The sequence below is a fragment of the Silvibacterium acidisoli genome, assembly GCA_022870745.1.
GTDB lineage: Bacteria > Acidobacteriota > Terriglobia > Terriglobales > Acidobacteriaceae > Silvibacterium.
In genome coordinates this window covers 3,265,900-3,288,317 of sequence record CP085323.1, presented here as the reverse complement: position 1 = coordinate 3,288,317, position 22,418 = coordinate 3,265,900, and the positions used below count along the sequence as shown (strand labels likewise).

Below are 22,418 nucleotides of genomic sequence, written 5' to 3'. Positions count from 1 at the left end.
AATATAGTGCTCGACCGGCGACTTGCGCTCATTACTTAGGTAATAATTCTGTATCGGAGCGATCCAGCTGCAAGTACGCAACCGCCGGCATAGGCAGGTGTATCTCGAGCTGGATTTCTCCATGATCATTCGCCGCAAGCAATCTTGGGGGAGACAACTGCTGTAGTCCGTCCTGCTTGTGGAGAACCGTCATTTCCCGGCTATCCGGCCAGCGAGGACGACCCATCTTCTGCCAGGCGCCGTACACATTGGAATGTTCCAGATCAATGCGATCGTCTTCCAAGCGGTATAGCGCGCCGGGAATCAGGCCGCTGATGTGGACAGAGACATCCCGCCCGAGCGCTGCGTCGCCTTTGTCCTTTGCAAACTCCAGGGTCACGTTGCTGAGGAGAACCTGAACGCTGGAATCCCTGCGCGTGGCGAGACACTTCACGAGGCCTCCTGCTCCATCCCCCTCAGTCTTCACAGCGAGCTTCCCGGTGCCCATGCGATGCAGGAGTGCGAAAGCCCAATAGCGGGATTTCCGCAGCCCATCGAGGCCGATCAGGCCGAAGCCGCCATGAAAGATGGCGCGCGGATTGCCGCTTTCCTCAAAGTAGTCGCTCGCCGTCCAGTAACTGAGGAGCGCCACCTGGTCGAGACTGTCTTCTATGCCCGCGACCACCGCCGCGGCGCCGTAGGGAAGGTCGTTGACCTCGTCTCCGTACTGCAGCGACAGCCCCCACTCGGTGAAATAGACGGGAACATTGGGCAGCCCGTAGCGAGCGAGCAGAGGACGGTAGTCCGCGGCCGGAAGGAAATAGTTATGAAGATCGAGGAAGTCGAGCGGCGTACGATTTCCGCCGGTCGCAAAGTTCTGCGTGGTCACGTGCTTCAGGAACGGCTCCTGAAAGGTCGTGAATGCGGCGACCGGGCCTCCCACTTTCAGATTGGGATCGACCGACTTCACCCCTTCCGCCGCGTAATCGTAGAGGCGGAAATAATCTTCCTGGTTCCCTGTCCAGAAGACCGCCACGCCATGTTTCAGATCCGGCTCGTTCCACACCTCGAAGGGCCAGGTTTCCACCTCTTGCCTGCCGTAACGATCGATCAGGTGTTGCGCGAGCGCGGCCACCAGGTCGCGCCACTTGGCGTAGTCCTTTGGCGGAGAGCTGCTCGCCTTATAGGAAAAGATCTTCTTCGCGCCGGGATTGGCGGCAAGCGCCGCAGGCATGAAGCTGAGCTCCACAAACGGCTTCAACCCATCCTGGCGAAGCATATCGTAGACGCGATCGACCTTCGACCAGTCGTAGTGCGGATGCCCCTGTGCGTCTTCGGTGTACACCGCGGGGTCGTCCATGAAAATGCCGTGCGCGCGGATGTACTGGATCCCGAGTGTGTCGTGCGCCATGCGATTGCCATTGCGCAACCCCAAGCCGGCCGCCTTCACGTGCGCATCGATGTCGCCCTTCAGCATGTAGCTGAGGTGCTCGGAGCCGATGGCGGTCTCCCACTTGTGTTCCAGCGTGCCCACCACCTGCGATGCATCGATGTCGGCCTGGATCTGCGGTGTCTCGCCGGATTCCGGCGCCGCCGTTACGGCAATCGTGTTGCCGGCAGGACTCCACGCGCCGCCGTCATTGCCGCGTACCCGGTAGTAGTAGGTTCGTCCGGGATGGATGTCAGTATCGACCCAGGGACCGTGTGGGATACGCCCAAAAGGCTCGCCCGGAAAGAGCCGCTCCGCCGTGTGCTGCACGATCGGCGACACAACGCCGTAGACAAAGCTGTCGAGAAGAAATGGGCCATTGGGATTGTCGCTTCTCAGCACCTGGTAGCAGACGGCGTTGGGGATCGAATCCCAGTCGACAGTGATCACCGCTTTGCCGGCCGTGGCCCGGACAGAGCTTACCGCCTGCAGCAGCCCCGACTGCGGCAGCGATGGTGCAGGCACGAACCACAGCCATGCGCTTACCGCAGCCAATGCCGCAAACCCAGTACCTGCCAGAATCGCCAGGATCTGAAGTCCGAGGCGTGGCCCGTTTCGCAAAATGATTCTCCTGCCTTACCCTAAATGCCCTTCTGTAACAGCAGAGTTAAGCTTCTGCATTGGAGGCTCCGCGCAGGTCCAGCAGATCGCACCGCCGCCGCATAGCCTGGATGCAGAAAACGATGTGGTCGTCGAGGCTGACACCGAGCTCCTGCGCTCCCTGGATCACGTCGTCGCGATTGACTCCGCGAGCAAATGCCTTGTCCTTTAATTTCTTTTTTACTCCTGCTACGTCTACATCAAAGATGGACTTTGTCGGCTTTACCAGCGAGCAGGCGGTCAGAAATCCGGCCAGCTCGTCGCAGGCGAAGAGCGATTTCGCGAGGTGCGTATCGCGCGGCACGCCTGAATATTGCGCGTGGCCAAGAATGGCTTGGCGAACATCCTCGGGCCAACCCTCCTCGGCGAGCAGGCGCACGCCGACGAAAGGATGTTCGTCCAGTGAAGGATGACGCTCGTAGTCGAAGTCGTGAAGGAGCCCGGTGATGGCGTAGCTTTCGATAAAGTCATCGCGCTCTCCGCCGACGAGCCCGAGACAGTCGGCCTGTTGCACCCCATAAGCCCGGGTGCAGGTTTCTACAGCGAGCGCATGCTTGATGAGACCTGGCGATTGTGTCCATTCGCAAAGCAATGTCCATGCGCGTTCCCGCGTATAAGGTGACGTGCTGTTCAAACGCTCTTCCTCCCTTTTCGGGTTTCTTCGGGTTTTATTCCGTTATTTTCGGCTGAATCACCCTTTTCACTTGACAACAAAGATACCCCACAGGCAAGCTGGTTCACAGATGAGACCGGAAATGTGGTTACGATCCACTGCCCGGCCATCACGGAGAGCCCGCTCTGGCACTCTGCTACAACTGATATGGCAACTACCTTAGCCACTGTCGAGGCACGCGAGGTAATACGCTGCGCACACTGCACACTGGTGCAGTTCCGCACAGTCAATTCACTTTGCCGTCGCTGCCACAAGCCCCTGGAAATTGAAGAGCCCGAGCCGTCCCTGCCGCAACTGGTCGTTGCTTCAGGCAGTGCGAACTCGAACCCTGACGAGATCAACGTTGCTCGCGCCGTCCGTGATATTCGCCAGTCGCGCGGCCTGAGCCAGCGCCAGCTCGCGGCCAAAATGGATGTGCCTCGCACCTACATTTCGAAGATCGAAAACGCCAAAGCGATGCCTACGCTTTCATCGCTGGAACGCCTTGCCACGGCTCTTGGTGTCGATGTCTGTGCGCTTCTTCGCGACCGCCGCAGCCGTGCGCAGGCAGAGATGTCCGCGATCATGGCCGATCCGTTCCTCGCGGAAATCGCATCGCTTGTCGGTCAGCTCGACGGCTTCCAGCGGTCGATGTTTCTGAACCAGGTGCGCGAAATGGCCTCGGGGCGCAGGCGTACTGCCTGAGCCCGGGGCTGCTCAACCGTTTAGGCTGTGAATGTCAATGCAGAGATTTGATCCATCCGGCATGTCCGGAGCCAACGTCTACAAGCTGATGATTGGCGCGATCGTGCCGCGTCCGATCGCTTTCGTGTCGAGCATTGACGAGCATGGCGTGCATAATCTTGCGCCGTTCAGCTATTTCACGGGCTGCAGCTCCAATCCCCCGGTGATCTGCTTTTGCGCAACGGTACGCGTCGATCCGTTGCCTGAAACCAAGGACACCTACCGCAACATTCTCGCTACGAAGGAATTCGTCGTAAACATCGTGTCAGAAGAGTTTGCCGAGCAGATGAACGCCTGCGCGGCGCAGGTCTCGCCCGATATTGACGAGTTCACCCTGTCCGGCCTTACGCCCGTGGCCAGCGAAGTTGTGCGGCCGCCGCGCGTTGCCGAGAGCCACGTCCAGATGGAGTGCCGGCTGCGCCAGGTTGTAACCGTCAGCGAAAAACCCAATGGCGGATACCTGATTCTCGGCGATGTTGTCCTGATCCACGTAAACGACGCCGTTCTCGATGGCGACAAGATCGACCCCGGTAAACTAAAGGCCATTGGCCGGATGGGCGGGCCTACCTACGTTCGCACCGGCGACCGCTTCGATCTGGCGCGTCCGAAATAGCGCATCTACAACTATCGTTCGCCTTCATTGCGACTTACCCTGTGAGCGTGCTACGGTCGAATCAGAGGAAGACGTTTGTCCCTGAATTTTAGCCGCGTCCACGAACTGCCGCTCGACGAGCTCGAGGTCTATCGCCGTCTCGACCCCGCGCGTCTGCCCAAGCACGTCGCCATCATCATGGACGGCAATGGCCGCTGGGCGGGAAAACGCAGCCTCAAACGGTTTCTAGGGCATCAGCAGGGCGCCGAATCGGTTCAGTACGTGGTCGAAACCGCTTCGCGCGTCGGCATTCCCTGGCTGACCCTCTACGCTTTTTCGCTCGAAAACAACCTGAAACGGCCGCGTACCGAGGTCAGCTTCCTGATGCGCCTGCTGCGCAGCTACCTGACCAACAACGTGCAGCGGATGAATGACAACAACGTCCGCATCCAGTACATCGGCCGCACGCAGGAGCTTGACCCGGACGTGCAGGAGCGCATGGAGTGGGCCGCTGACCAGACCAAGCACAATACCGGCACGGTTCTGACGCTGGCTTTGAACTACGGCGCGCGCTCCGAACTGGTTGACGCCTTTCGCGCCTTAGCCGCCGAGATCGAGCGTAAAGAGCTGCGCCGCGAGGACATCACCGAGCAGGATATCCAGCGGCATCTCTACACAGCGCACATGCCCGACCCTGACCTGCTGATCCGCACCTCGGGCGAAATGCGCATCTCGAATTACCTGCTCTGGCAGATCGCCTACGCCGAGATCTTCGTCACCGAGCGGCTGTGGCCCGACTTCCGCGGCATTCACATGCTTGAGGCTATCGAGGATTTCCAGCGCCGCGAACGGCGTTATGGCGGATTGAACGACGGGAGCGAGTCGGACGATATCGCTTCGCTTCCTGCGAATACGCTGGTTCAGCGTTAAGCCCTTCCGGGGCGTTTTCTCTTCGAACATCCTTAAAGACGGTTCAGCGCAAAAAGCGCAAAGAAAGGCCGCAAAGGGCCGCCAAATCTTCGCCGCTTTTCTTTGCGTCCTTTGCGGCTTTGCGGTGAATGCTCTTTGCTGTTCACCGCGCCCCGCTGAGCTGGGCGATAATGCAGGTCCCTAACTGTGTTCGGGATGACAACTGTGGGAAATCAAATCCAACAAGAAAAAGGCCCGCCGGAGCGGGCCTTTTTGCTTTTACTGGACAGTTAGTTCTGAGAAGCTCCAGCCGGGGCGACGAGTACCCGCTGCGGGGAGTCCATTTTTACGTCAGGCATGTTCAGCTTGATCTTCAGAACGCTGACTTCGGGCTTCTTCTTTGCCGGGGTCGTGAAGCCTAGCTCGTACTGATTTTGCAGCCGTTTGCCGAGATCGTCGAAGAAGGGCGAGAACGAGACCGGGTTGCCAAGTCCCTGCCAGTAGGAATTGCCGCCTGTCGCCTGCGTGACTTCCAGCATCAGGCTCTGACCGGCGTTGGTGTTATAGAGACCGCGCTGGAAGCGTCCCTGGTCGTGCCAGTAGATGGTGTAAACCACCAGTCCGGCACGAACCGAGTCGGTTATTGCAGCCTGCACGTACGGATCGTCCGGATCAAAGCGGCGGTCGTAGTTGTCCACGCCATCGGTGACCATTACCACTTCACGCCGGGCTGTGGGGTTCTGGGACGGCCACGATTTGGCCAGGTCTGAGAGGCAGAAATATGGGCTGGCATTGATACCCGGAACTCCGGCCGGGAGATGCAGCGACTTGAGCGCCTGGTTCTTGTCGGTGCTGAAGGGCTGCGCAAAGACGGCGCGGCCGTTTTCCATATAAGCAATGCCGACTGCCGTCGCTGGCGGAAGGCCTTTGACGAAATCGGCGATGTCGTTCAGCTGCCGTCCCAGGCTCTCGCGCGCTCCGCCATCGATCAGGATCACCAGTTCGAGAGCCGAGCGATCGTCGCGCAACGGCGAAAGGCCGGTAATGTTGGCGTTCTTGCCGTCCACCGAGACTTTGAAGTCTTTCTGCTGCGGAGTGGCCGGCGGAGCGTCGGACTTTTTACCCATGACAGTAACAATCGCGCGTGCCGGAACCCCGTCCGTTCCCTGCGCGAAGACAGAAGGCACAACAGAGGCCAGAATGGCCAATAACGCAGTTGAAGCTACCTTTCCTGGTTTCATCAATTTCCTCTATTCCCGCCGGTGGCGTGGGCCGCGGCAACTTCTTCTGGTAGGAACCCGGAAGCTTCCCAACAGTTGTTGAGACGGGTGATGACCCCAAAAGGATTCGCTGGGTCGCGTTGATCGTTCCGGGGTGCTCAAAGGCGCTTCCGCGCGAAGGCAGGCACACCGTTGCAGCCGTGTATTCTTAGGCAAAGCGATGAAACGTGTTGTTACGGCTGTAGTCCTCATTCCCCTGGTTTTACTGCTCATTTTCAAGGCCCCGATCTGGGTCGTAACCCCGGTCGTTGCCCTGGTGGCAGAACTCGCCCTTTGGGAATACCTGACGCTCGCCGATGCCTTCGGAGCGAAAACTCCGCGCATTGCAGCGATGATCGCCGTCGCGCTGCTCTTTGCGTGCGTCTTCCGCCGTCCCGACTTCCTTGGCCCTGTGATCGGAGCGCTTTCGCTGGGGATCTTCATCGTCTGCGCCTTCCGGTCGCCCCTGAATCGCGTGCTTCCGGATACCGCGTTTTCCGTATTCGGCATTCTCTACACCGGCCTCTCGCTGACGACCCTGCCCCTGATGATCGAGCAGGAAAACGGTCCGTCGCTGCTGCTGTTCCTGTTTTTCGCCGTCTGGACCGGCGATATTGCCGCCCTGTATGTAGGCCGCGCGTGGGGCAAACACAAGATGGCTCCATCGATCAGTCCGGGCAAGACCTGGGAGGGCGCGATTGCCTCCATTCTAGGCAGCGTGGTCGTCTCCGGCCTGGTGCTCTGGCTCGCGACCACGCTGACCGGCAGAAATATCGAGATTCTTTCCTTTCCGGGACCGGTCTGGCGCTGGCTGCTGCTTGCGGCCATTCTGAATGTCGCCGCCCAGGTGGGCGACCTGATCGAGTCGGCCATCAAGCGCGGTGCGGGCGTGAAGGATTCCGGTTCCCTGCTTCCCGGACACGGCGGCATTCTCGACCGCATCGACGCGCTGCTCCTTGCGGCGCCTGTGCTGTGGTACGCTCTACTTTTGCAGCAGTCTTTTTAGGTTCTTTCCATTGAAGCAGATAGCCATTCTCGGCTCGACCGGGTCCATCGGTCAGAGCACTCTCAGCATTATCGAAAAATACCCCGGCCGTTTTGCAGTTGCCTCGCTCGCAGCGGGCAGAAACGTCGAAGCCGCGTTTGAGCAGTGCCGCCGCTGGAGGCCCCAGGTTGTCTCCATGGCGACTGCGGAACTGGCCGATGAGCTGGCGAAGCGCCTCTCTGCCGAGGGCGTTACCGGTGTCGAAGCCGTTTACGGAACCGAAGGGACCATCCGCGTGGCTACACTGCCGCAGGTGGACTTCGTCGTCTCCGCCATCGTCGGCGTTTCAGGGCTCGAAGCGACTTACGCGGCCGTGAAGGCCGGCAAGACGATCGGTCTCGCCAATAAAGAAGCGATGGTGGCCGCCGGGGAGATCCTCACCGCCGCTGCCCGCGAGGCCGGAGTTCCGCTGCTGCCGATCGATTCGGAGCACAACGCGGTTCACCAGTGCATGCGCGCCGGTACCAGGGACGAAATCCGCCGCATCTGGCTGACCGCTTCGGGCGGCCCGTTCCGCAACCTGCCCTTGGAAGAGTTCAGCAAAATCACGGTCGAACAGGCTTTGAAGCATCCGACCTGGGTGATGGGGCGGCGTATCACCATCGATTCCGCCACCATGTTGAACAAGGGGCTCGAGATCATCGAGGCCTGCCGCCTCTTCAACCTGCCGCCCTCGGCGGTGAAGGTGACGGTGCATCCGCAATCGACGGTGCACTCGCTGGTCGAATACGTGGACGGCAGCATCCTGGCCCAGATTTCGGTCACGGATATGCGTTTGCCCATCCTCTACGCCATGAGCTACCCGGAGCGGGTGGAATCGGACCTGACCTTCGACATGGCCGCTTTGGGCCATTTGGACTTTTCGCCGCCCGATTTCGAGCGTTTTCCTTGTCTCCGGCTGGCCTACGAGGCCGCGGAAAAGGGCGGAGCGCACTCCATCGCCCTGAACGCCGCCGACGAGGTGGCGGTGGACGCCTTCCTCGAAAGGGTCATCCCCTTTTCATCTATCCCGCGTACAATTGAAGAAGTATTAGAAAATACGTCTGAGTGCCATCCGGCTACGATTCCAGAAGTGCTTGCGCTTGATAGACAGGCCCGGGAAACTGCCGCGACCGTCGTACGGCAACTGGCCAGCCGCGACCGCAATTCGAACGTAAGTGCCTGAAGCGCAGAGGAAGGAAGCTGAGCCTGCATCCCGAACTGCTCCGGGCGCAGCCACCTCAGCGAGACTGATTTCATAACTATGCAATTTGCGTTTACCGCTCTCGTTTCCATGCTGATCGTACTGGGCATCATGGTGCTCGTACATGAATTCGGCCACTTCGCTATGGCGAAGCTCTTCCGCGTGCGCGTGGAGGTTTTCTCGATCGGCTTCGGCACCCGCCTCTTCGGATTTCGCCGCGGCGATACCGACTACCGCCTAAGCCTTTTGCCTTTAGGCGGATACGTCAAAATGTCCGGCGAAACCCCGGGCGAAGTGCGTACCGGCGATCCGGCGGAATTTGCCTCCCATCCCCGCTGGCAGCGGGTCCTGATTGGCCTGGCCGGGCCGGTCGCAAACTTCATCCTCGCCTTCGTACTGATGACCGGGCTCTACATGATGCACAACGAGGTGGAAAACTACCTCTCGCAGCCCGCCGTCACCGATGTCGTTCCGCCGGATTCTCCCGCGGCCCGCGCCGGATTCAAGGCTGATGACCATATCGTCCGTTTCGACAAAGATGTGAATCCGACCTGGGAACAGGTGCGCATCCGCGCCGCTCTCGACGTCAGCTCGTATGTGCCGGTAACGGTCGAGCGCGTGGTCGATGGCCAGACGCAGCGGGTGAACCTGGAACTTTATCTGGCCGATTCGAGCAAGGGTCAGGATTTCGAGATTGAGAACGTCGGCCTGCTGCCGCGGATGCAGGCTGGTCCGCTGGGTGTGCGCGACGTGATGCCTGACAACCCTGCCGATAAGGCAGGCATGAAGGCTGGCGACTCGATCATCTCCATCAACGGGCAGACGGTTCACTCCGTATCGGCCGTCATGGCGGTTCTGCAGCAGGGCGGCGGCAAGCCCGCGAACCTGGTGATCCAGCGCGGCAGCCAGACGATCAACATGACCGCTAACCCGGTTTGGGGAGACGACGGCACAGGCCGCATGGGCTACCGCCTCGGCTTCCATCCGGAACTGGCTCCCTTCCACGTAGAGCAGCTGCCGTTCAGCAAGGCCGTGAGCCAGTCGGTAACCTTCAACCTGCACAACTCCGGCTACATCATCGACGTGCTCAAGCGGCTGGTGACTCACCGCTCGAATGTGCAGCAGTTGAGCGGACCGATCGGCATTGCCCGGCAGACCGGCGAAGCAGTGACCATGCCCGGCTGGCAGCCGCTGATTGCCCTGATGGCGCTGATCAGCCTGAACCTCGGCATCTTCAACCTGCTTCCGATTCCGATCCTCGACGGCGGCATGATTGTCTTCCTCTGCATCGAGGGCATCCTGCGCCGCGACCTGAACCAGGAGTTCAAGGAGCGCGTCTATCAAGTCGCCTTCGTGGTGCTGATTCTCTTCGCGGCCTTCGTCATGTTCAACGACGTCGCCAAGCTCAACATCCTTTCCAAACTCAAGCCATAAGAGACCGGGACCGGCCCTGCCGGTCCCAACCCCGCCTTTGCTCATGCCGACCCGATCTACCCTCCGCGTACGTTATGCCGAAACCGACCAGATGGGCGTGGTGTACTACGCCAACTACTTCGTCTGGTGCGAGATCGGCCGCGTCGAATACTTCCGCCAGCTTGGCTACGACTACAAGCAGATGGAGTTTGCCGACGATTGCCACCTGCCTGTGGTTGAAGCGAACTGCCGCTACCGTTCGCCTGCGCGCTATGACGATGAAGTGATCGTCGAGACACGCGTGACCGCCATGCGCAGCCATTTGCTGAAGTTCGGCTATCGGCTGCTGCGCAAGACTCCGGAAGGCGAGCAGGTGCTGGCCGAAGCGGAGACGACGCACGTTACGGTCGACAAGAACATGCAGACGCGGAAGCTGCCGCAGCGATATGCCGAGGCGATCCGCGCGACGCTCTAACGACTGCGTTACCGATCCAACGCTGTAAACTAGTGAAATCCAATGCTTGAGTTACTGCTCTTTCGTGGCGTCGCCATCGTAGTACTCATCCTGGCCAACGGCTTCTTTGTCGCGGCCGAACTGGCGCTGGTGAGTGTGCGCGAAACACGCGTGGAGCAGTTGATCGCGCAGCACCTGCCTGGCGCCAAGGCAGTGCGCCGCCTGCAGGAACACCTCGACGACTTTCTTCCCGCCGTGCAGCTCGGCGTCACGCTTTGCAGCCTCGCTCTTGGCTGGATCGGCGAGCCCGTGGTTGCCGCCATCATTGAAGCCTGGCTCGACCGTGTTCCTCACGCCCACCTTTATGCGCACCTGATCGCAGTTCCGCTCGGCTTTGCCTTCATCACATACTTCCACGTGCTGCTCGGCGAGCTGGTGCCAAAGGCGCTCGCGCTGCGCAAGACCGACCAGATGGCCGCGACCGTAGCTGGTCCGATGGAAGTTTTCATCCAGCTGACGCGACCTGCGGTTCGCCTGATGAACCGGTCGGCTCAACTGGTTCTACGGCTCTTCCGTACACCGCTGGCGCACGAGAGCTCCGCTCATTCTCCGGAAGAGCTGAAGCTGATTGCCACGGCGGCACGACGTAATGGCATGCTGCCCGAATACCAGGAGTCTCTGATCCATCGTGCAGTGGAAGTGAACGAGGTGCCGACGCGCGAGATCATGACGCCGCGACGCCGCATCTTCTCCTTGCCTTTTGATCTCCTTATCGAAGAAGCCAGCGCCCGCATCGTCGAAGAGATGCATTCGCGCGTGCCCGTCTACGACCCCGCGCGCGGCCCCGAGTACGTCGTCGGCGTGGTCTATTCCAAGGACATTTCGCGGCTCATGCACTTTCGCGCTTCGGCGCGTACCCGTTTTGCCGACGCGCCATTTGTAGACCTGCGCCTGAAACAGGTGATGCGCGAAGTGCTGGTGGTACCTGAAACCAAGCCGGTGCTCGATCTGCTGCACGAGTTCCAGGCGCGCCGCAGACATCTTGCTATCGTCGTCGATGAGTTTGGATCGACGGTCGGACTGGTCACGGTCGAAGACGCCATCGAGCAGTTGATCGGCGAGGTCGACGACGAGTTCGATATTGCTGCACGCACCGCGCTCACGAATGCGAGTGGTGAACTCATTCTCGATGGCAGCGTGAACCTGCGCGACCTGGAGACGCAGATGCGCTGGAGTCTGCCGCGCGACGGCGGCGTCGAAACGCTCGCAGGATTTCTGCTGGCGCGGCTGGGGCGCATTCCGCGTGGCGGCGAAATCGTTGAGTACGAGGGCCGCAAGTTCACTATCATCGAGATGGCCGGAAATCGTATCAGCCGCGTGCGCATCGAAAAAACGTCCCTGCCTGCGGAAACAGAAACGACAAGCGCACCGGGCGCGCTCGAGAGCGCAAGCTGATGAAGATTCCCCGCGCACTGCGTGCGCTGCTCTTTCGTCTGCTGTACACGGTTCCAGTGGTCTGGCTGGTGGTGTCGATTGTCTTTCTACTGATCCACCTTGTGCCCGGCGACCCCATCGAGCAGATGCTGGGCGAAGGTGCGCGCCCGGCTGACATCGCCGCGCTGCGCCACACCTACGGACTCGACGAGCCGCTTGGCCAGCAATACATTCACTACTGGCGTGGCGTGCTGCATGGAGACCTTGGCCATTCGCTGCGCCTGAACGATACCGTCACTCACCTGGTGCTGACGCGCTATCCCTATACTGCGGAGCTGACCGTAGCCGCGCTCATCCTTGCGCTTGTTCTGTCGATTCCCGCCGGGGTGTTCTCTGCCCTGCGGCGCGGACAATGGCAGGATCAGGCAGTGGGAGTCGTCAGCCTCTTCGGGCTGTCGTTTCCCGGCTTTGCGCTTGGTCCGATCCTCATTCTGCTTATCTCGATCAAGCTCGGCTGGCTGCCGGTAAGCGGAGCAGGCGATGTTCTGCACCTGGTGCTTCCCGCGTTCACCATGGGTACGGCGCTGGCTGCGATTCTTACCCGCATGGTGCGCACCGCGATGCTCGAAGAGCTTGGGCAGGACTACATCCGCACGGCGCGCGCCAAGGGACTGCCTGAGACAACGGTTGTCTATAAGCACGCCCTGCGCAATGCGCTGATTCCCATCATCACGTTGATCGGCCTTCAGTTCGGCGCGCTGCTTGCTGGGGCGATTGTGACAGAGACCATCTTCAGCTGGCCGGGCATCGGACGCCTTACCGTTTCTGCAATTTCGAATCGCGATTACTCTCTGCTGCAGGGCTGCATCCTCGCGGTCGGCCTCACCTATGTCCTCGTGAACCTGGTAACGGACGCTCTCTACCTTGTCGTCAATCCTCGTATACGCGGCTGATAGAATCCCGCTTACGCTGCTTTGCGGGAGAAATTCATTGCGAAAAATCTTTGCCCGGTCCCTGGTTCTATTCGTAATCGTCACCGCAGCATTTTTGACAGCCGCTGCAAATGCCCAGGACCTCGTTGTGGCAACCATGGCCGGCAGTGTCCAGGGAGCTCCAAGGGCTAACGGTGGCGTGCAGTTTCTAGGGATTCCCTATGCTCAGCCTCCGATCGGCGACCTTCGCTGGAAGCCTCCGATTCCCGTGAAGGCGTGGAAGGGCGTCCGCGATGCAACGGCCTTCGGCGCACCCTGCGCGCAACAGTCATTAGGCGACTGGAACAAAGATGACGCGGCCAAGGGCAAAGAGGACTGCCTGTTTGTAAACGTCATGGTGCCGGAATGGCCAGTCAAAAAGCCGCTCCCGGTCATGGTCTGGATTCATGGCGGAGGGAACGCAGGCGGCACCGCCTCAAGCGAACTCTATCGCGATGGAAAACTGGTCAATCATGGTGTCATTCTCGTCACGCTGAACTACCGGCTCGGCGTCTTTGGATTTCTTGCCCACCCCGAACTCACTGCAGAGTCGCCGCGGCACAGCTCCGGTGACTATGGGCTGATGGATCAGTTGCTGGCGCTCGAATGGGTGCACCGGAACATTACGGCCTTTGGCGGCGACCCGGCCAACGTGACGCTCTTTGGACAGTCGGCCGGCGCGTGGGACGCGAATATGCTGATGACCGCTCCGGCGAAGGGCCTGTTTCAGAAGGTAATTCTCGAAAGCGGCAATGCGGTTACAGTTCCTGTTGCCACACTCGCCGAGGAAGAACAGGCAGGCGAGAAGTTTGCCGCGATGATGAACGCGCCTTCCGGTGCAGGAGCACTCTCTTATCTGCGCGGTCTCTCGACCGATGAGATTCTGCAGGCTCTCTCCAAACCGGATTCGGCGCATGAAACCCTCGGTGGTCTGGATATCGATGGAGGAATCATCTTCGAACAGCCCGTGAAGGTCTTTCACTCTGGCCGCCAGTACCCGCTGCCCATGATCATCGGAAACAACGCGCAAGAATTGAGCTTTGCAGGAGATGCCGAGTCGCAGCGCACGCAACTAAGCAAGATGGCTGAACCCTATGCATCGCAGGCGCTCAAAATTTATGGCTACGCCGGGAACGGAAGCGGAACGAACGATCCACTTTACGGCTCCGCGGATGTCCAGTGGGCGACGGACTTCGTTCATCGCTGCTCTGCCACGGTGGAAGCGCAATGGCAGACGAAGGTGCAGAAGAAGGTCTATCGCTACCAGTTCGAGCATGCCATTCCGGGGCAGGAAGCCAAGGGCGCGATGCATTCAGGGGAGCTTCCTTATGTCTTCGGCTACTATCCGAAGACGGGCAATATCTCTGGGCAGTTCAACGCGACAGATGACCACATCTCGGATGTGATCGAGACCTACTGGACCAACTTTGCGAAGACCGGTAATCCAAATGGGGATAACGGCGTGCCCTGGCCAGAGTTTGGCAAACGGGGAGCTACCCTCCACTTCCACCAGGACGGTTCGGCGGAAGCCACTCAGAAACCTCCGCGCGAGGCGGAATGCGGCCTGTACCGCAAAATCCTGGCGAAGAAATTGAAAAAATAGACCTATAAATTCACCCAGGCCTCACAAAGACTCGGGAACCTTAGTCAAATGCCTTGCGTATTCTCTTTGGCGGGTCGACAGGACCGGCCTGACTGGAGGCAGTACCTTGGCAGCGCCGCGGAAGCAAAGAAGACGTTTGTTATGGATCGGAATCCCAGTGCTGCTCATCGTGGCGCTGGCAGGGATTGCTTTCGCCGCGCATCGTGGCAGCGCGAAGATTGAATCGGGCAGGCTGGCCAAGGTCACGCGTGGCGATATTTCGCGCAGCGTCGTGGCCACCGGCAAGATTCAACCCATCACCAAGGTCGAGTTGAAGTCAAAGGCCAGCGGGTTGGTCGAGAAGCTCTTCGTCGACATCAACCAGCATGTACAGCGCGGCCAGATACTGGCGCAGCTCGACCGCCAGGAGATCGAAGCACAGGTAGCCGCGCAGAAAGCGCAGCTCGCTTCGGCGCAGGCCAATGTCATCACCGCCCGGCAATCGATTGAACAGGACAAGGTCACTGCTGCTGCGCCTGACCTCCCCATGTACGAAGAAGCCTACGAGCGCAATATCAAGCTGCTGAAGCTGGGCGTCGTTTCGCAGCAGACACTCGACAACCTGCAGCGCGACTACCTCGCGATGAAGAACAAGCAGGCAACGGCCCAGGCACAGATCGGCGTTGACTCGGCGCGTCTCAAGCAGGCCGAAGCGCAGGTGCAGCAATCGCAGGCCGGTCTCGATCAGCTCAACGAACAACTGAGTTACACCACCATCACCTCGCCGATGGACGGTGTCGTACTCTCACGCGACGTAGAGGTGGGCGACGCAGTCAGTTCGATCCTCGTGCTCGGATCTACGGCAACACTCGTCATGACGCTCGGCGACACGACGCAGGTGTACGTAAACGGCAAGGTCGATGAAGCAGACATCGGCCACGTCTATATGGGCCAGCCTGCACGCATTCGCGTGGAATCCTTCCCCGGAAAGATTTTCAACGGCAAAGTCACGAAGATCGCACCGCTCGGCGTAGAGAAAGACAACGTCACTACATTTGAAGTCCGCGTCTCTATCGACAACCCAACCGGCGAGTTAAAGGCGAATATGACCGCCAACGCCGAGATCGTCATCAAGGACGACAAGAACGTTCTGTCGGTTCCGACGCAGGCGCTGGTCTATGACGCCGAAAAGAATGCGTCTGTCTTCGTACCGGATGCGAAGCAGAAAGACGGACAACGCAAGGTTGCTGTGAAGATCAGCATCACCAACGGCAGCAGGACCGAAATCACAGATGGCCTGAAGGAAGGCGACACGGTCGTGCTGCAGCAGTAGCCAAACGAACGATTGTAAGGAGGCTTTACGATGCGCAGTTTTCAATGGATCGCACTCGCCGTCATGGCGATTTCTCCGGCAGCCCTGCTGGCTGCCGACGGCCGCTTCGAGAAGAGTCTTCACGTTAGCGGCACCACCTCGCTCAACGTGAACACAGGCTCGGGGTACATTCACGTCATCCCGGGCTCCGGCAGTGAGGTGCACATCATCGGCCATGTTCATGCCAACGGCTTTGGGTTCGGCGCGTCGGCGGAAGACCGCGTGCAGCAGGTCGTTTCGAATCCTCCGATCCAGCAGAATGGCGACAGCATCTCTGTCGGGCACAACATGGAAGTGAAGAATGTCTCGATAGACTACGACATCACCACGCCGAAAGGTACCAATCTGGAAGCGCACTCCGGCTCAGGCGATATACATATCTCGCAGCTTGGGGGGCCTTTGAAGGCGGGCACAGGTTCAGGCTCGATCGATGCTGACGGTCTCGCGGGCGAAGTGTCGCTCGACACCGGCTCCGGAGATATTCGCGCTTCCATCAGCGAAGGACATGACGTGAAGGCGCAGACCGGCAGCGGCAGCGTGCGCCTGCAAGGTGTAAACGGTGGACTCTATGCCCGCACCGGTTCGGGTGATATCGAAGTCGCGGGCCACCCAGGCTCGGACTGGAAGCTCGATACCGGCTCCGGCTCGGTCAAGCTAGTCGTCGGCACGAGTGCGAAGTTCACGCTCGATGCTTCGACCGGTTCGGGAGATATTCAGAGCGACCCGCCAATCTCTGTACACGGCAACCTGGGCAAGCACCACATCACAGGCGAAGTGAATGGCGGAGGCCCCACCGTACGCGTCAGCACCGGCTCGGGCGACATCAGCGTTCACTAGTGGAATAGCTCTTGTAGTCCCGAATTGTCATCCCGAACGAAGTGAGGGACCTGCATTTTTCTTCCGCGAGGGAAAAGCAGGTCCCTCACTTCGTTCGGGATGACAACCTTGCTTGCTGCAACTTCAGCTGAAAAGAAACTCCTTCGTGCGAAGTTCCTTCACCGTATCACGCAGCTTTGCAGCCTTTTCGAACTCGAACTTCTTCGCTGCCTCGCGCATCTCCGTCTCGAGCTTCGTGATGTGAGCATCCAGCTCCTGCTGCGATTTGAAGTCCGGCATCGTCTCGGTCTCTTCGCTCAGGTCTGCGTACTCTGCCTTGAGAATCTTCGCGAGAGACATATCGGCTGCGCGAATCACCGACGTTGGCGTGATGCCGTGCTCCTCGTTATAGGCACGCTGCGTTTCACGGCGGCGATTGGTTTCTCCGATCGCCTTATTCATCGAATCGGTCATGCGATCCGCGTAAAGAATGGCTCGCCCGTTCACATGGCGTGCGGCGCGGCCGATCGTCTGGATCAGCGATCCGCTCGAGCGCAGAAAGCCTTCCTTGTCTGCATCGAGAATCGCGACCAGCGATACCTCCGGCAGGTCGAGCCCTTCGCGCAGCAGGTTGATGCCGATGAGCAAATCGTATTCACCCTTGCGCAGATCGCGCAGCAGGCGCACGCGCTCGAGCGTTTCGATCTCGGAGTGCATATAGCGGCAGCGCACGCCCACCTCGGAGTAATAGCCTGCGAGATCTTCCGCCATGCGCTTGGTCAGCGTCGTCACCAGTACACGCTCATTCTTCGCGGCACGATCGCGAATCTCCGCAAGCAAATCATCGATCTGGCCGCGAATGGGGCGGATCTCGACTTCAGGATCGATCAGGCCCGTGGGGCGAATAATCTGCTCGACGACAACGCCTGCGGACTTCGTCAGCTCATACGGTCCGGGCGTCGCCGATACATAGATCACCTGGTTCACACGGTTCTCAAACTCGTCGAACTTCAGCGGACGGTTGTCGACCGCCGAAGGCAGGCGGAAGCCGTAGTCCACAAGGTTCTGCTTGCGCGAACGATCTCCATGCCACATGCCGTGAATCTGCGGGACTGTTGCGTGCGACTCGTCGATGAAGATCAGGTAATCCTGCGGGAAGTAGTCGAGCAGCGTCGGCGGCGGCTCGCCGGGCAGGCGCCCTGAGAAATGCCGCGAATAGTTCTCGATGCCATGGCAATACCCGACCGACTTGATCATCTCAAGATCGAAGCGCGTGCGCTGGTGAATACGCTGCGATTCGACCAGCCTTCCCTGCCCTTCCAGATCCTTTTCCCACTCTTCGAGTTCCGAAAGGATCGACTCCATTGCCGATTTCTTGCGCTCGGGCTGCACCACGTAATGGCTCTTCGGATAGATCGGCAGGCGCGCGTACTTTTGCTTTACCGTCCCGAATAAAGGATCTATCTGCGCGAGTGAATCGATCTCGTCGCCGAAGAGTTCAATGCGGAAAGCATTCTCGTCGTACGTTGGAAAAACTTCGATCACATCGCCGCGCACGCGGAAGGTTCCGCGGCGGAAATCCGCATCATTTCGCTCATAGAGAATCTCGACCAGCCTGCGCGTGATGTCTTCGCGGCGAATCTTCTGGCCCTTCTCGAGCAGCAGGAGCATGCCATAGTAAGCTTCCGGCGAACCGAGACCGTAAATACACGAGACAGAAGACACGATGATCGCGTCACGGCGTTCGAACAGCGAGCGCGTCGCGGAGAGCCTCAGTTTATCGAGCTCTTCATTGATCGTGGCTTCCTTCTCGATATACAGATCGCCCGACGGGATGTAAGCCTCGGGCTGATAGTAGTCGTAGTAGGAGACGAAATACTCGACAGCGTTGTTGGGGAAGAACTGCTTGAACTCGTGAAAGAGCTGCGCGGCGAGCGTCTTGTTGTGCGCAAGGATCAGAGCGGGGCGGTTGAGCTCTTCGATGATCTTTGCCATCGTGAAGGTCTTGCCCGAGCCGGTCACGCCAAGCAGAACCTGGTGCTTTTCACCCGAGGCAATGCCGCTCACGAGCTCGGGAATCGCAGTGGCCTGGTCGCCACGAGGCTTGTAGTCGCTGACTAGTTGGAAATCCACATCTCCAATTTTAAGAGATGTGAGAGACAGATAACAGGCTCCCCGAAAGCATCCTGACATTTCTCAGGGTCTGTGACCGAGCCGGACCTGGGCAGACATTAGCCCACGAAAAGCTTATAGTTACCCAGAGGAGCATAGGCATTACCTATGGAATTCCATCAACTGCGCTATGTCTGCGCAATCGCCGACACTGGCAGCTTCAGCCGCGCCGCCGAACGATGCCATGTCGCTCAACCCTCGCTTTCCCAACAGGTTTCAAAACTGGAAGAGGATCTCGGCTCCCGGCTTTTTGACCGGCTCGGACGCAGTGTCCGTCTTACAGAGGCCGGCCGGACCTTCCTGCCTTACGCACGATCCATCCTGCATCAGATGGAGGCGGCCCGCAGCGAGGTGGAAGACAAGAAGGCCGACGTTCGCGGCAGCGTCACGGTTGGAGTAATTCCAACCATCGCGCCTTACATCATTCCCAAGCAGGTCGCAGGGTTTTCGAAAAAGTATGCGGAAGCGAAGCTGCGGATTGTTGAAGAGACCACGCCGGTGCTGCTTGAAAGCCTGCGTAATCACGCGATCGATCTTGCAATTCTTTCGCTTCCATTGCGGCACAAGGATCTGGAGCTGATCACCCTGCGCACCGAGCCGCTTTTCGCCGCGCTGCCGAAGAACCATCCGCGTGCAGCGTCCAAGAGCCTTTCGTTGAAGGAGCTTCGCGGGGAACCCTTCGTGCTGCTGCGCGACAGCCATTGCTTTCGCGATATCAGCATCGCCGCCTGCACACGCGCACACCTGAATCCCAAGATCGCCTTCGAGAGTGGGCAGTTCAGCAGCCTGCTTGGCATGGTTGCGGCAGGTATTGGCGTATCGCTTGTGCCGGAGATGGCCGTCGATCGCGGCGTCGCCTGCTGCTACGTGAAGATCGGCGATGCGCAGGCCTCGAGAACGATCGTCGCCGCAACCCTGCGAGGACGATCGTTCAATCGGGTACAGCAGGCCTTCCTTAAACACCTGAAGACCGAGGTGAGTTAGAAGTTCAAACGCATGGCCAGCTGCACCCTGCGCGGAGGCAGTGCGCTGGTCACCTGGCCGAAGTCTTCACTGCCCTGCGTCGTGTCGACGTAAGAGCCGTTCAGATGGTTCAGCACGTCGAACGATGACACCGAGACACCGATGGTCGGGCTCTTGTCGGTTTCCTTCGGCTGCAGCTTGAAGTCGTATCCCCAGCGGAGGTCGAGGTCGGCGTAGTCGGGACCGATCTCCGAGTTACGCGCAACGCCTTCGGGACGCGCGTTGAAGAGGTTATCTCCGTATGCGTCGGTACCGGTCAGCACCGTCCACGGCTTGCCGCTGTTCGCGAAGACACCCACACCAAGGTTGAGCAGGTGCTCCGGGTTGAACATGCCGTAGAAGCCGAAGTGGTTGCGCTGGTCCCAGTCGGCAGGGCCCCACTCCGCTTTCGGATCCTGCTGGTTCTGCGGGAACCAGCTGATGCCGCTGGTGTTGTTGCCGTAGTGGCTCCATGTGTACCAGGCGAAGCCGGTGAAGTAGCGATTGAGGCGGCCACGATAGTTGATGTCGAGAGCCGAGCCATTCTGCGTGGCTGCCGACTGAATCTGCCGATACTGCGAGATGGCTGCGTCGGGACGGCCTGAATAGTTCGGCGGCAGCGGCGCGTTGATGTCGATCGAGCGGAAGAGATCGACGCCGCGATTCATGCGTCCGCCGATGGAAATCGTTCCGCCCTGGCCGACCTTGCGATCGAGCGAAATACCGTAGTTGATCTGGTAAGGCGTCTTGATGCCTGGCGCGCGCTCGACGAGCGAAGGCGCAAGCGTCTCCTCATTCACGCAATCGGAGATGGGATAGCAGAGCGACTGCTGGTTCGAAGAGATCTGGAACAGGCGAAGCTCTGCGTGTTCATAACGTGCAATGTCGAGTGTAGGGCTGGAGCCGATGCGGTCGTAGTAAACACCGCCACCGCCGCGCAGCACCATCTCATGCTTCTGATCGAGCACCAGCGCGAACGACAGGCGCGGCGAAAAGTTGTTCACATCGCTGCTGAGAAAGTTCTGCCAGTCGTAACGCAGGCCGGGAGTCAGCGAGAAGCGGTGCGTCAGCTTGATCTGGTCCTGGACGAAGGCGCCGGTCTCCTGCTGGTGATAGACGAAGCGGACCTGTCCTTCTTTGGCGGTGTAGCCGGAGGGGTTGCCGGCCTGCTCATTCTGGATCGAGGTGGCGATCACCGAGCCGTCTGCTGCGTACGTCGGGCTGTAGGTATAAGTGCCAGCGCGATTGGTGTTGTCGTCGAAGACGCGGCGGCTCAGGTGCGGCAGGTTTACGCCGAACTTCAGGTTGTGCGGTCCCTGCGTCCACGTAACGATATCGCTGCCGCGCACGTTGTATTCGCTGGCTACCTGGTCGGTCTGCGCGCTGCCGCCGACGTAGTTGCCGTTCACAACCAGGCGCGGGCCTTCCTGCACGTCCGACATCGGGAAGTAGGTTCTCTCCCCCACCAGCGAGAACTGGTTCAGCTTCGACGCGGAGATGATGTAGTCGTTGTGGAAGATCAGGTCGTCTTCGCGGGTCTCGGTGTTATATCCCGCTTCAGGCAGCGTCTGGTTGCCGATGCCGCTGTTGCGATTGGTCGCGTCCTGATAGGCGTACATCAGCGAAGCGCTGTTCTTATCGCTGAACTGGTGTCCTACGCGGATCGAGAACTCGGTATCGCGTGTCGGCGAGGGCACGTTGACGTTGTAGATGCCGCTTGGATTATCGGTCGTCGGCGCGACCGTCGCATTCACCACCGAGGTCAGGTCTTCCTCGGCGCGGTTGAACGAGAAGAGGAACATTGTGTTCTTGAGGTGCGCGACCGGACCGGTCAGATTGCCTTCGTAGATGCGCCGCTGCTCCGGTGCCTTGGTCGGCGAGAAGCCCTGCTGCGCATTGAGCGCTGCATCACGAAAGGTAAAGTTGAACTGGCCGTGATACGTGTCAGTGGACTGCTTGGTGATGATCTCCATTTGTCCGCGGCCGGGGTTGTAATATTGCGCGGAGTAGGCATCCTGGTTGATGTGCACTTCCTGGATCGCCGAAGGCGAGACCATGGCGCGATTGGCCTCGACGCCATCGACCATCAGGCCCGAGCCTGCTGTGCCAGCCTGCCCGGCATCGAGAAAGCTTCCCATCGCGGTGACAAGGTCGTTGTCGAAGACGGGGAGATCCTTGATGTCCTTCGCCGACATGGTCGAGGTGTCACCGTTGTTCTCGGTCGCCGTCAGGTCAGTCTGCGAACCGGCATTCACCTCGACCTGCTGCACCGAAGTCGCAACCGCCAGCGTGATCTTCATCGCGCTGGGAGACTTGCCCGCCTCGATCGATACACCAGTGCTGTACGGCTGAAAGCCTGCAAGCGTCACCGAGATACTGTAAGTCCCGGAGACCTGAACAGGAATGCGGAAGGCGCCAGCTGCATCCGTCGTCGCCGATGCGATGGTCTTCCCTGCGGCATCCGTTATAACGACCTGCGCACCCGGAATGATGGCTCCACTCTCGTCAGCTACAGTTCCATTCACAGAAGCAGTTTTGGCTGCGGCGGCAAGCGCGGCAGGCGAAGCGGCAGGAGCCTGGGCAGAAAGAATCGGACACGCTAAAAGCGCGGAGATCAGGACGCAAGAACGCAAGGTCTTCTCCTCAAGACAACAAGATGGAGGCCCGAACCGGCTGGTTCGTGGGTTAGCCAGATTGACCTGTAGTACTAGAACCGACTGGCAGAACAAAAATACAAACAGCAGGCAGCA

Annotated in this window: 18 protein-coding genes; 13 read left to right on the top strand and 5 right to left on the bottom strand. The window is 59.5% G+C overall.

Features of this window, described 5'->3' with window-relative positions:
- Nucleotides 1-31: 31 nt before the first annotated feature.
- Both LJD29_RS13900 and LJD29_RS13895 read right to left on the bottom strand, forming a co-directional pair.
- Nucleotides 32-2,029 (bottom strand): GH39 family glycosyl hydrolase, encoded by a 1,998-nt coding sequence (locus LJD29_RS13900; protein ID WP_446742141.1) that lies wholly within the window; start codon nucleotides 2,027-2,029, stop codon nucleotides 32-34.
- A 46-nt stretch (nucleotides 2,030-2,075) separates the two neighbouring features.
- Nucleotides 2,076-2,702: an HAD family hydrolase gene (locus LJD29_RS13895; protein ID WP_446742140.1), complete on the bottom strand. Its 627-nt coding sequence runs from the start codon at nucleotides 2,700-2,702 to the stop codon at nucleotides 2,076-2,078.
- Between the two features lie 186 nt (nucleotides 2,703-2,888).
- Between LJD29_RS13895 and LJD29_RS13890 the strand changes: the two genes are divergently transcribed.
- The 3 genes from LJD29_RS13890 (at nucleotide 2,889) to uppS (ending at nucleotide 4,986) form a co-directional block, all read left to right on the top strand.
- Entirely contained in the window at nucleotides 2,889-3,425 is a 537-nt protein-coding gene (locus tag LJD29_RS13890) for a helix-turn-helix domain-containing protein (RefSeq protein WP_446742139.1), read from the top strand.
- A 37-nt stretch (nucleotides 3,426-3,462) separates the two neighbouring features.
- Nucleotides 3,463-4,077, top strand: a complete 615-nt coding sequence (locus LJD29_RS13885) for a flavin reductase family protein (RefSeq protein WP_446742138.1) — start codon at nucleotides 3,463-3,465, stop codon at nucleotides 4,075-4,077.
- 75 nt (nucleotides 4,078-4,152) lie between these two features.
- The gene (gene uppS, locus LJD29_RS13880) at nucleotides 4,153-4,986 is read left to right on the top strand and encodes an undecaprenyl pyrophosphate synthase (RefSeq protein ID WP_446742137.1); all 834 of its coding nucleotides are present in this window, start codon (nucleotides 4,153-4,155) and stop codon (nucleotides 4,984-4,986) included.
- A gap of 269 nt (nucleotides 4,987-5,255) precedes the next feature.
- On the opposite strand, the gene LJD29_RS13875 is transcribed toward uppS, so the two are convergent.
- Nucleotides 5,256-6,206, bottom strand: coding sequence for a vWA domain-containing protein (locus LJD29_RS13875; RefSeq protein ID WP_446742136.1), 951 nt, complete (start codon nucleotides 6,204-6,206; stop codon nucleotides 5,256-5,258).
- Between the two features lie 199 nt (nucleotides 6,207-6,405).
- Here LJD29_RS13875 and LJD29_RS13870 point away from each other — a divergent pair, with 199 nt between their 5' ends.
- From LJD29_RS13870 to LJD29_RS13830, 9 genes are all read left to right on the top strand, one after another.
- Nucleotides 6,406-7,230, top strand: a complete 825-nt coding sequence (locus tag LJD29_RS13870) for a phosphatidate cytidylyltransferase (RefSeq protein ID WP_446742135.1) — start codon at nucleotides 6,406-6,408, stop codon at nucleotides 7,228-7,230.
- Nucleotides 7,231-7,240: 10 nt separating this feature from the next.
- A complete protein-coding gene (locus tag LJD29_RS13865; protein ID WP_446742134.1) occupies nucleotides 7,241-8,434 on the top strand; it encodes a 1-deoxy-D-xylulose-5-phosphate reductoisomerase in 1,194 nt (397 codons plus the stop codon).
- 78 nt (nucleotides 8,435-8,512) lie between these two features.
- Entirely contained in the window at nucleotides 8,513-9,886 is a 1,374-nt protein-coding gene (gene rseP / locus LJD29_RS13860; RefSeq protein ID WP_446742133.1) for an RIP metalloprotease RseP, read from the top strand.
- Between the two features lie 43 nt (nucleotides 9,887-9,929).
- Nucleotides 9,930-10,340 (top strand): acyl-CoA thioesterase, encoded by a 411-nt coding sequence (locus LJD29_RS13855; RefSeq protein ID WP_446742132.1) that lies wholly within the window; start codon nucleotides 9,930-9,932, stop codon nucleotides 10,338-10,340.
- Between the two features lie 42 nt (nucleotides 10,341-10,382).
- Nucleotides 10,383-11,774: a hemolysin family protein gene (locus LJD29_RS13850; RefSeq protein WP_446742131.1), complete on the top strand. Its 1,392-nt coding sequence runs from the start codon at nucleotides 10,383-10,385 to the stop codon at nucleotides 11,772-11,774.
- Nucleotides 11,774-12,706 carry an ABC transporter permease gene (locus LJD29_RS13845; RefSeq protein ID WP_446742130.1) on the top strand — a complete coding sequence of 311 codons (933 nt, stop codon included), beginning with the start codon at nucleotides 11,774-11,776 and terminating at the stop codon, nucleotides 12,704-12,706. The genes LJD29_RS13850 and LJD29_RS13845 overlap by 1 nt, the downstream gene beginning before the upstream one ends.
- Nucleotides 12,707-12,743: 37 nt before the next feature.
- Entirely contained in the window at nucleotides 12,744-14,327 is a 1,584-nt protein-coding gene (locus tag LJD29_RS13840) for a carboxylesterase/lipase family protein (protein WP_446742129.1), read from the top strand.
- Between the two features lie 157 nt (nucleotides 14,328-14,484).
- Complete coding sequence (locus LJD29_RS13835; RefSeq protein ID WP_446742128.1) at nucleotides 14,485-15,639, top strand: efflux RND transporter periplasmic adaptor subunit; 1,155 nt, start codon at nucleotides 14,485-14,487, stop codon at nucleotides 15,637-15,639.
- Nucleotides 15,640-15,669: 30 nt separating this feature from the next.
- On the top strand, nucleotides 15,670-16,515 hold the full coding sequence (locus LJD29_RS13830; protein ID WP_446742127.1) for a DUF4097 family beta strand repeat-containing protein: 846 nt from the start codon (nucleotides 15,670-15,672) through the stop codon (nucleotides 16,513-16,515).
- Nucleotides 16,516-16,638: 123 nt separating this feature from the next.
- Here the strand turns inward: LJD29_RS13830 and uvrB are convergent, their stop codons facing one another.
- Nucleotides 16,639-18,627: an excinuclease ABC subunit UvrB gene (uvrB, locus tag LJD29_RS13825; protein ID WP_446742126.1), complete on the bottom strand. Its 1,989-nt coding sequence runs from the start codon at nucleotides 18,625-18,627 to the stop codon at nucleotides 16,639-16,641.
- 147 nt (nucleotides 18,628-18,774) lie between these two features.
- On the opposite strand from uvrB, the gene LJD29_RS13820 reads away from it, so the two are divergent.
- Nucleotides 18,775-19,650, top strand: coding sequence for a LysR family transcriptional regulator (locus LJD29_RS13820; RefSeq protein WP_446742125.1), 876 nt, complete (start codon nucleotides 18,775-18,777; stop codon nucleotides 19,648-19,650).
- Here the strand turns inward: LJD29_RS13820 and LJD29_RS13815 are convergent.
- A complete protein-coding gene (locus LJD29_RS13815; protein ID WP_446742124.1) occupies nucleotides 19,647-22,301 on the bottom strand; it encodes a TonB-dependent receptor in 2,655 nt (884 codons plus the stop codon). The genes LJD29_RS13820 and LJD29_RS13815 overlap by 4 nt on opposite strands.
- Nucleotides 22,302-22,418: the final 117 nt, after the last annotated feature.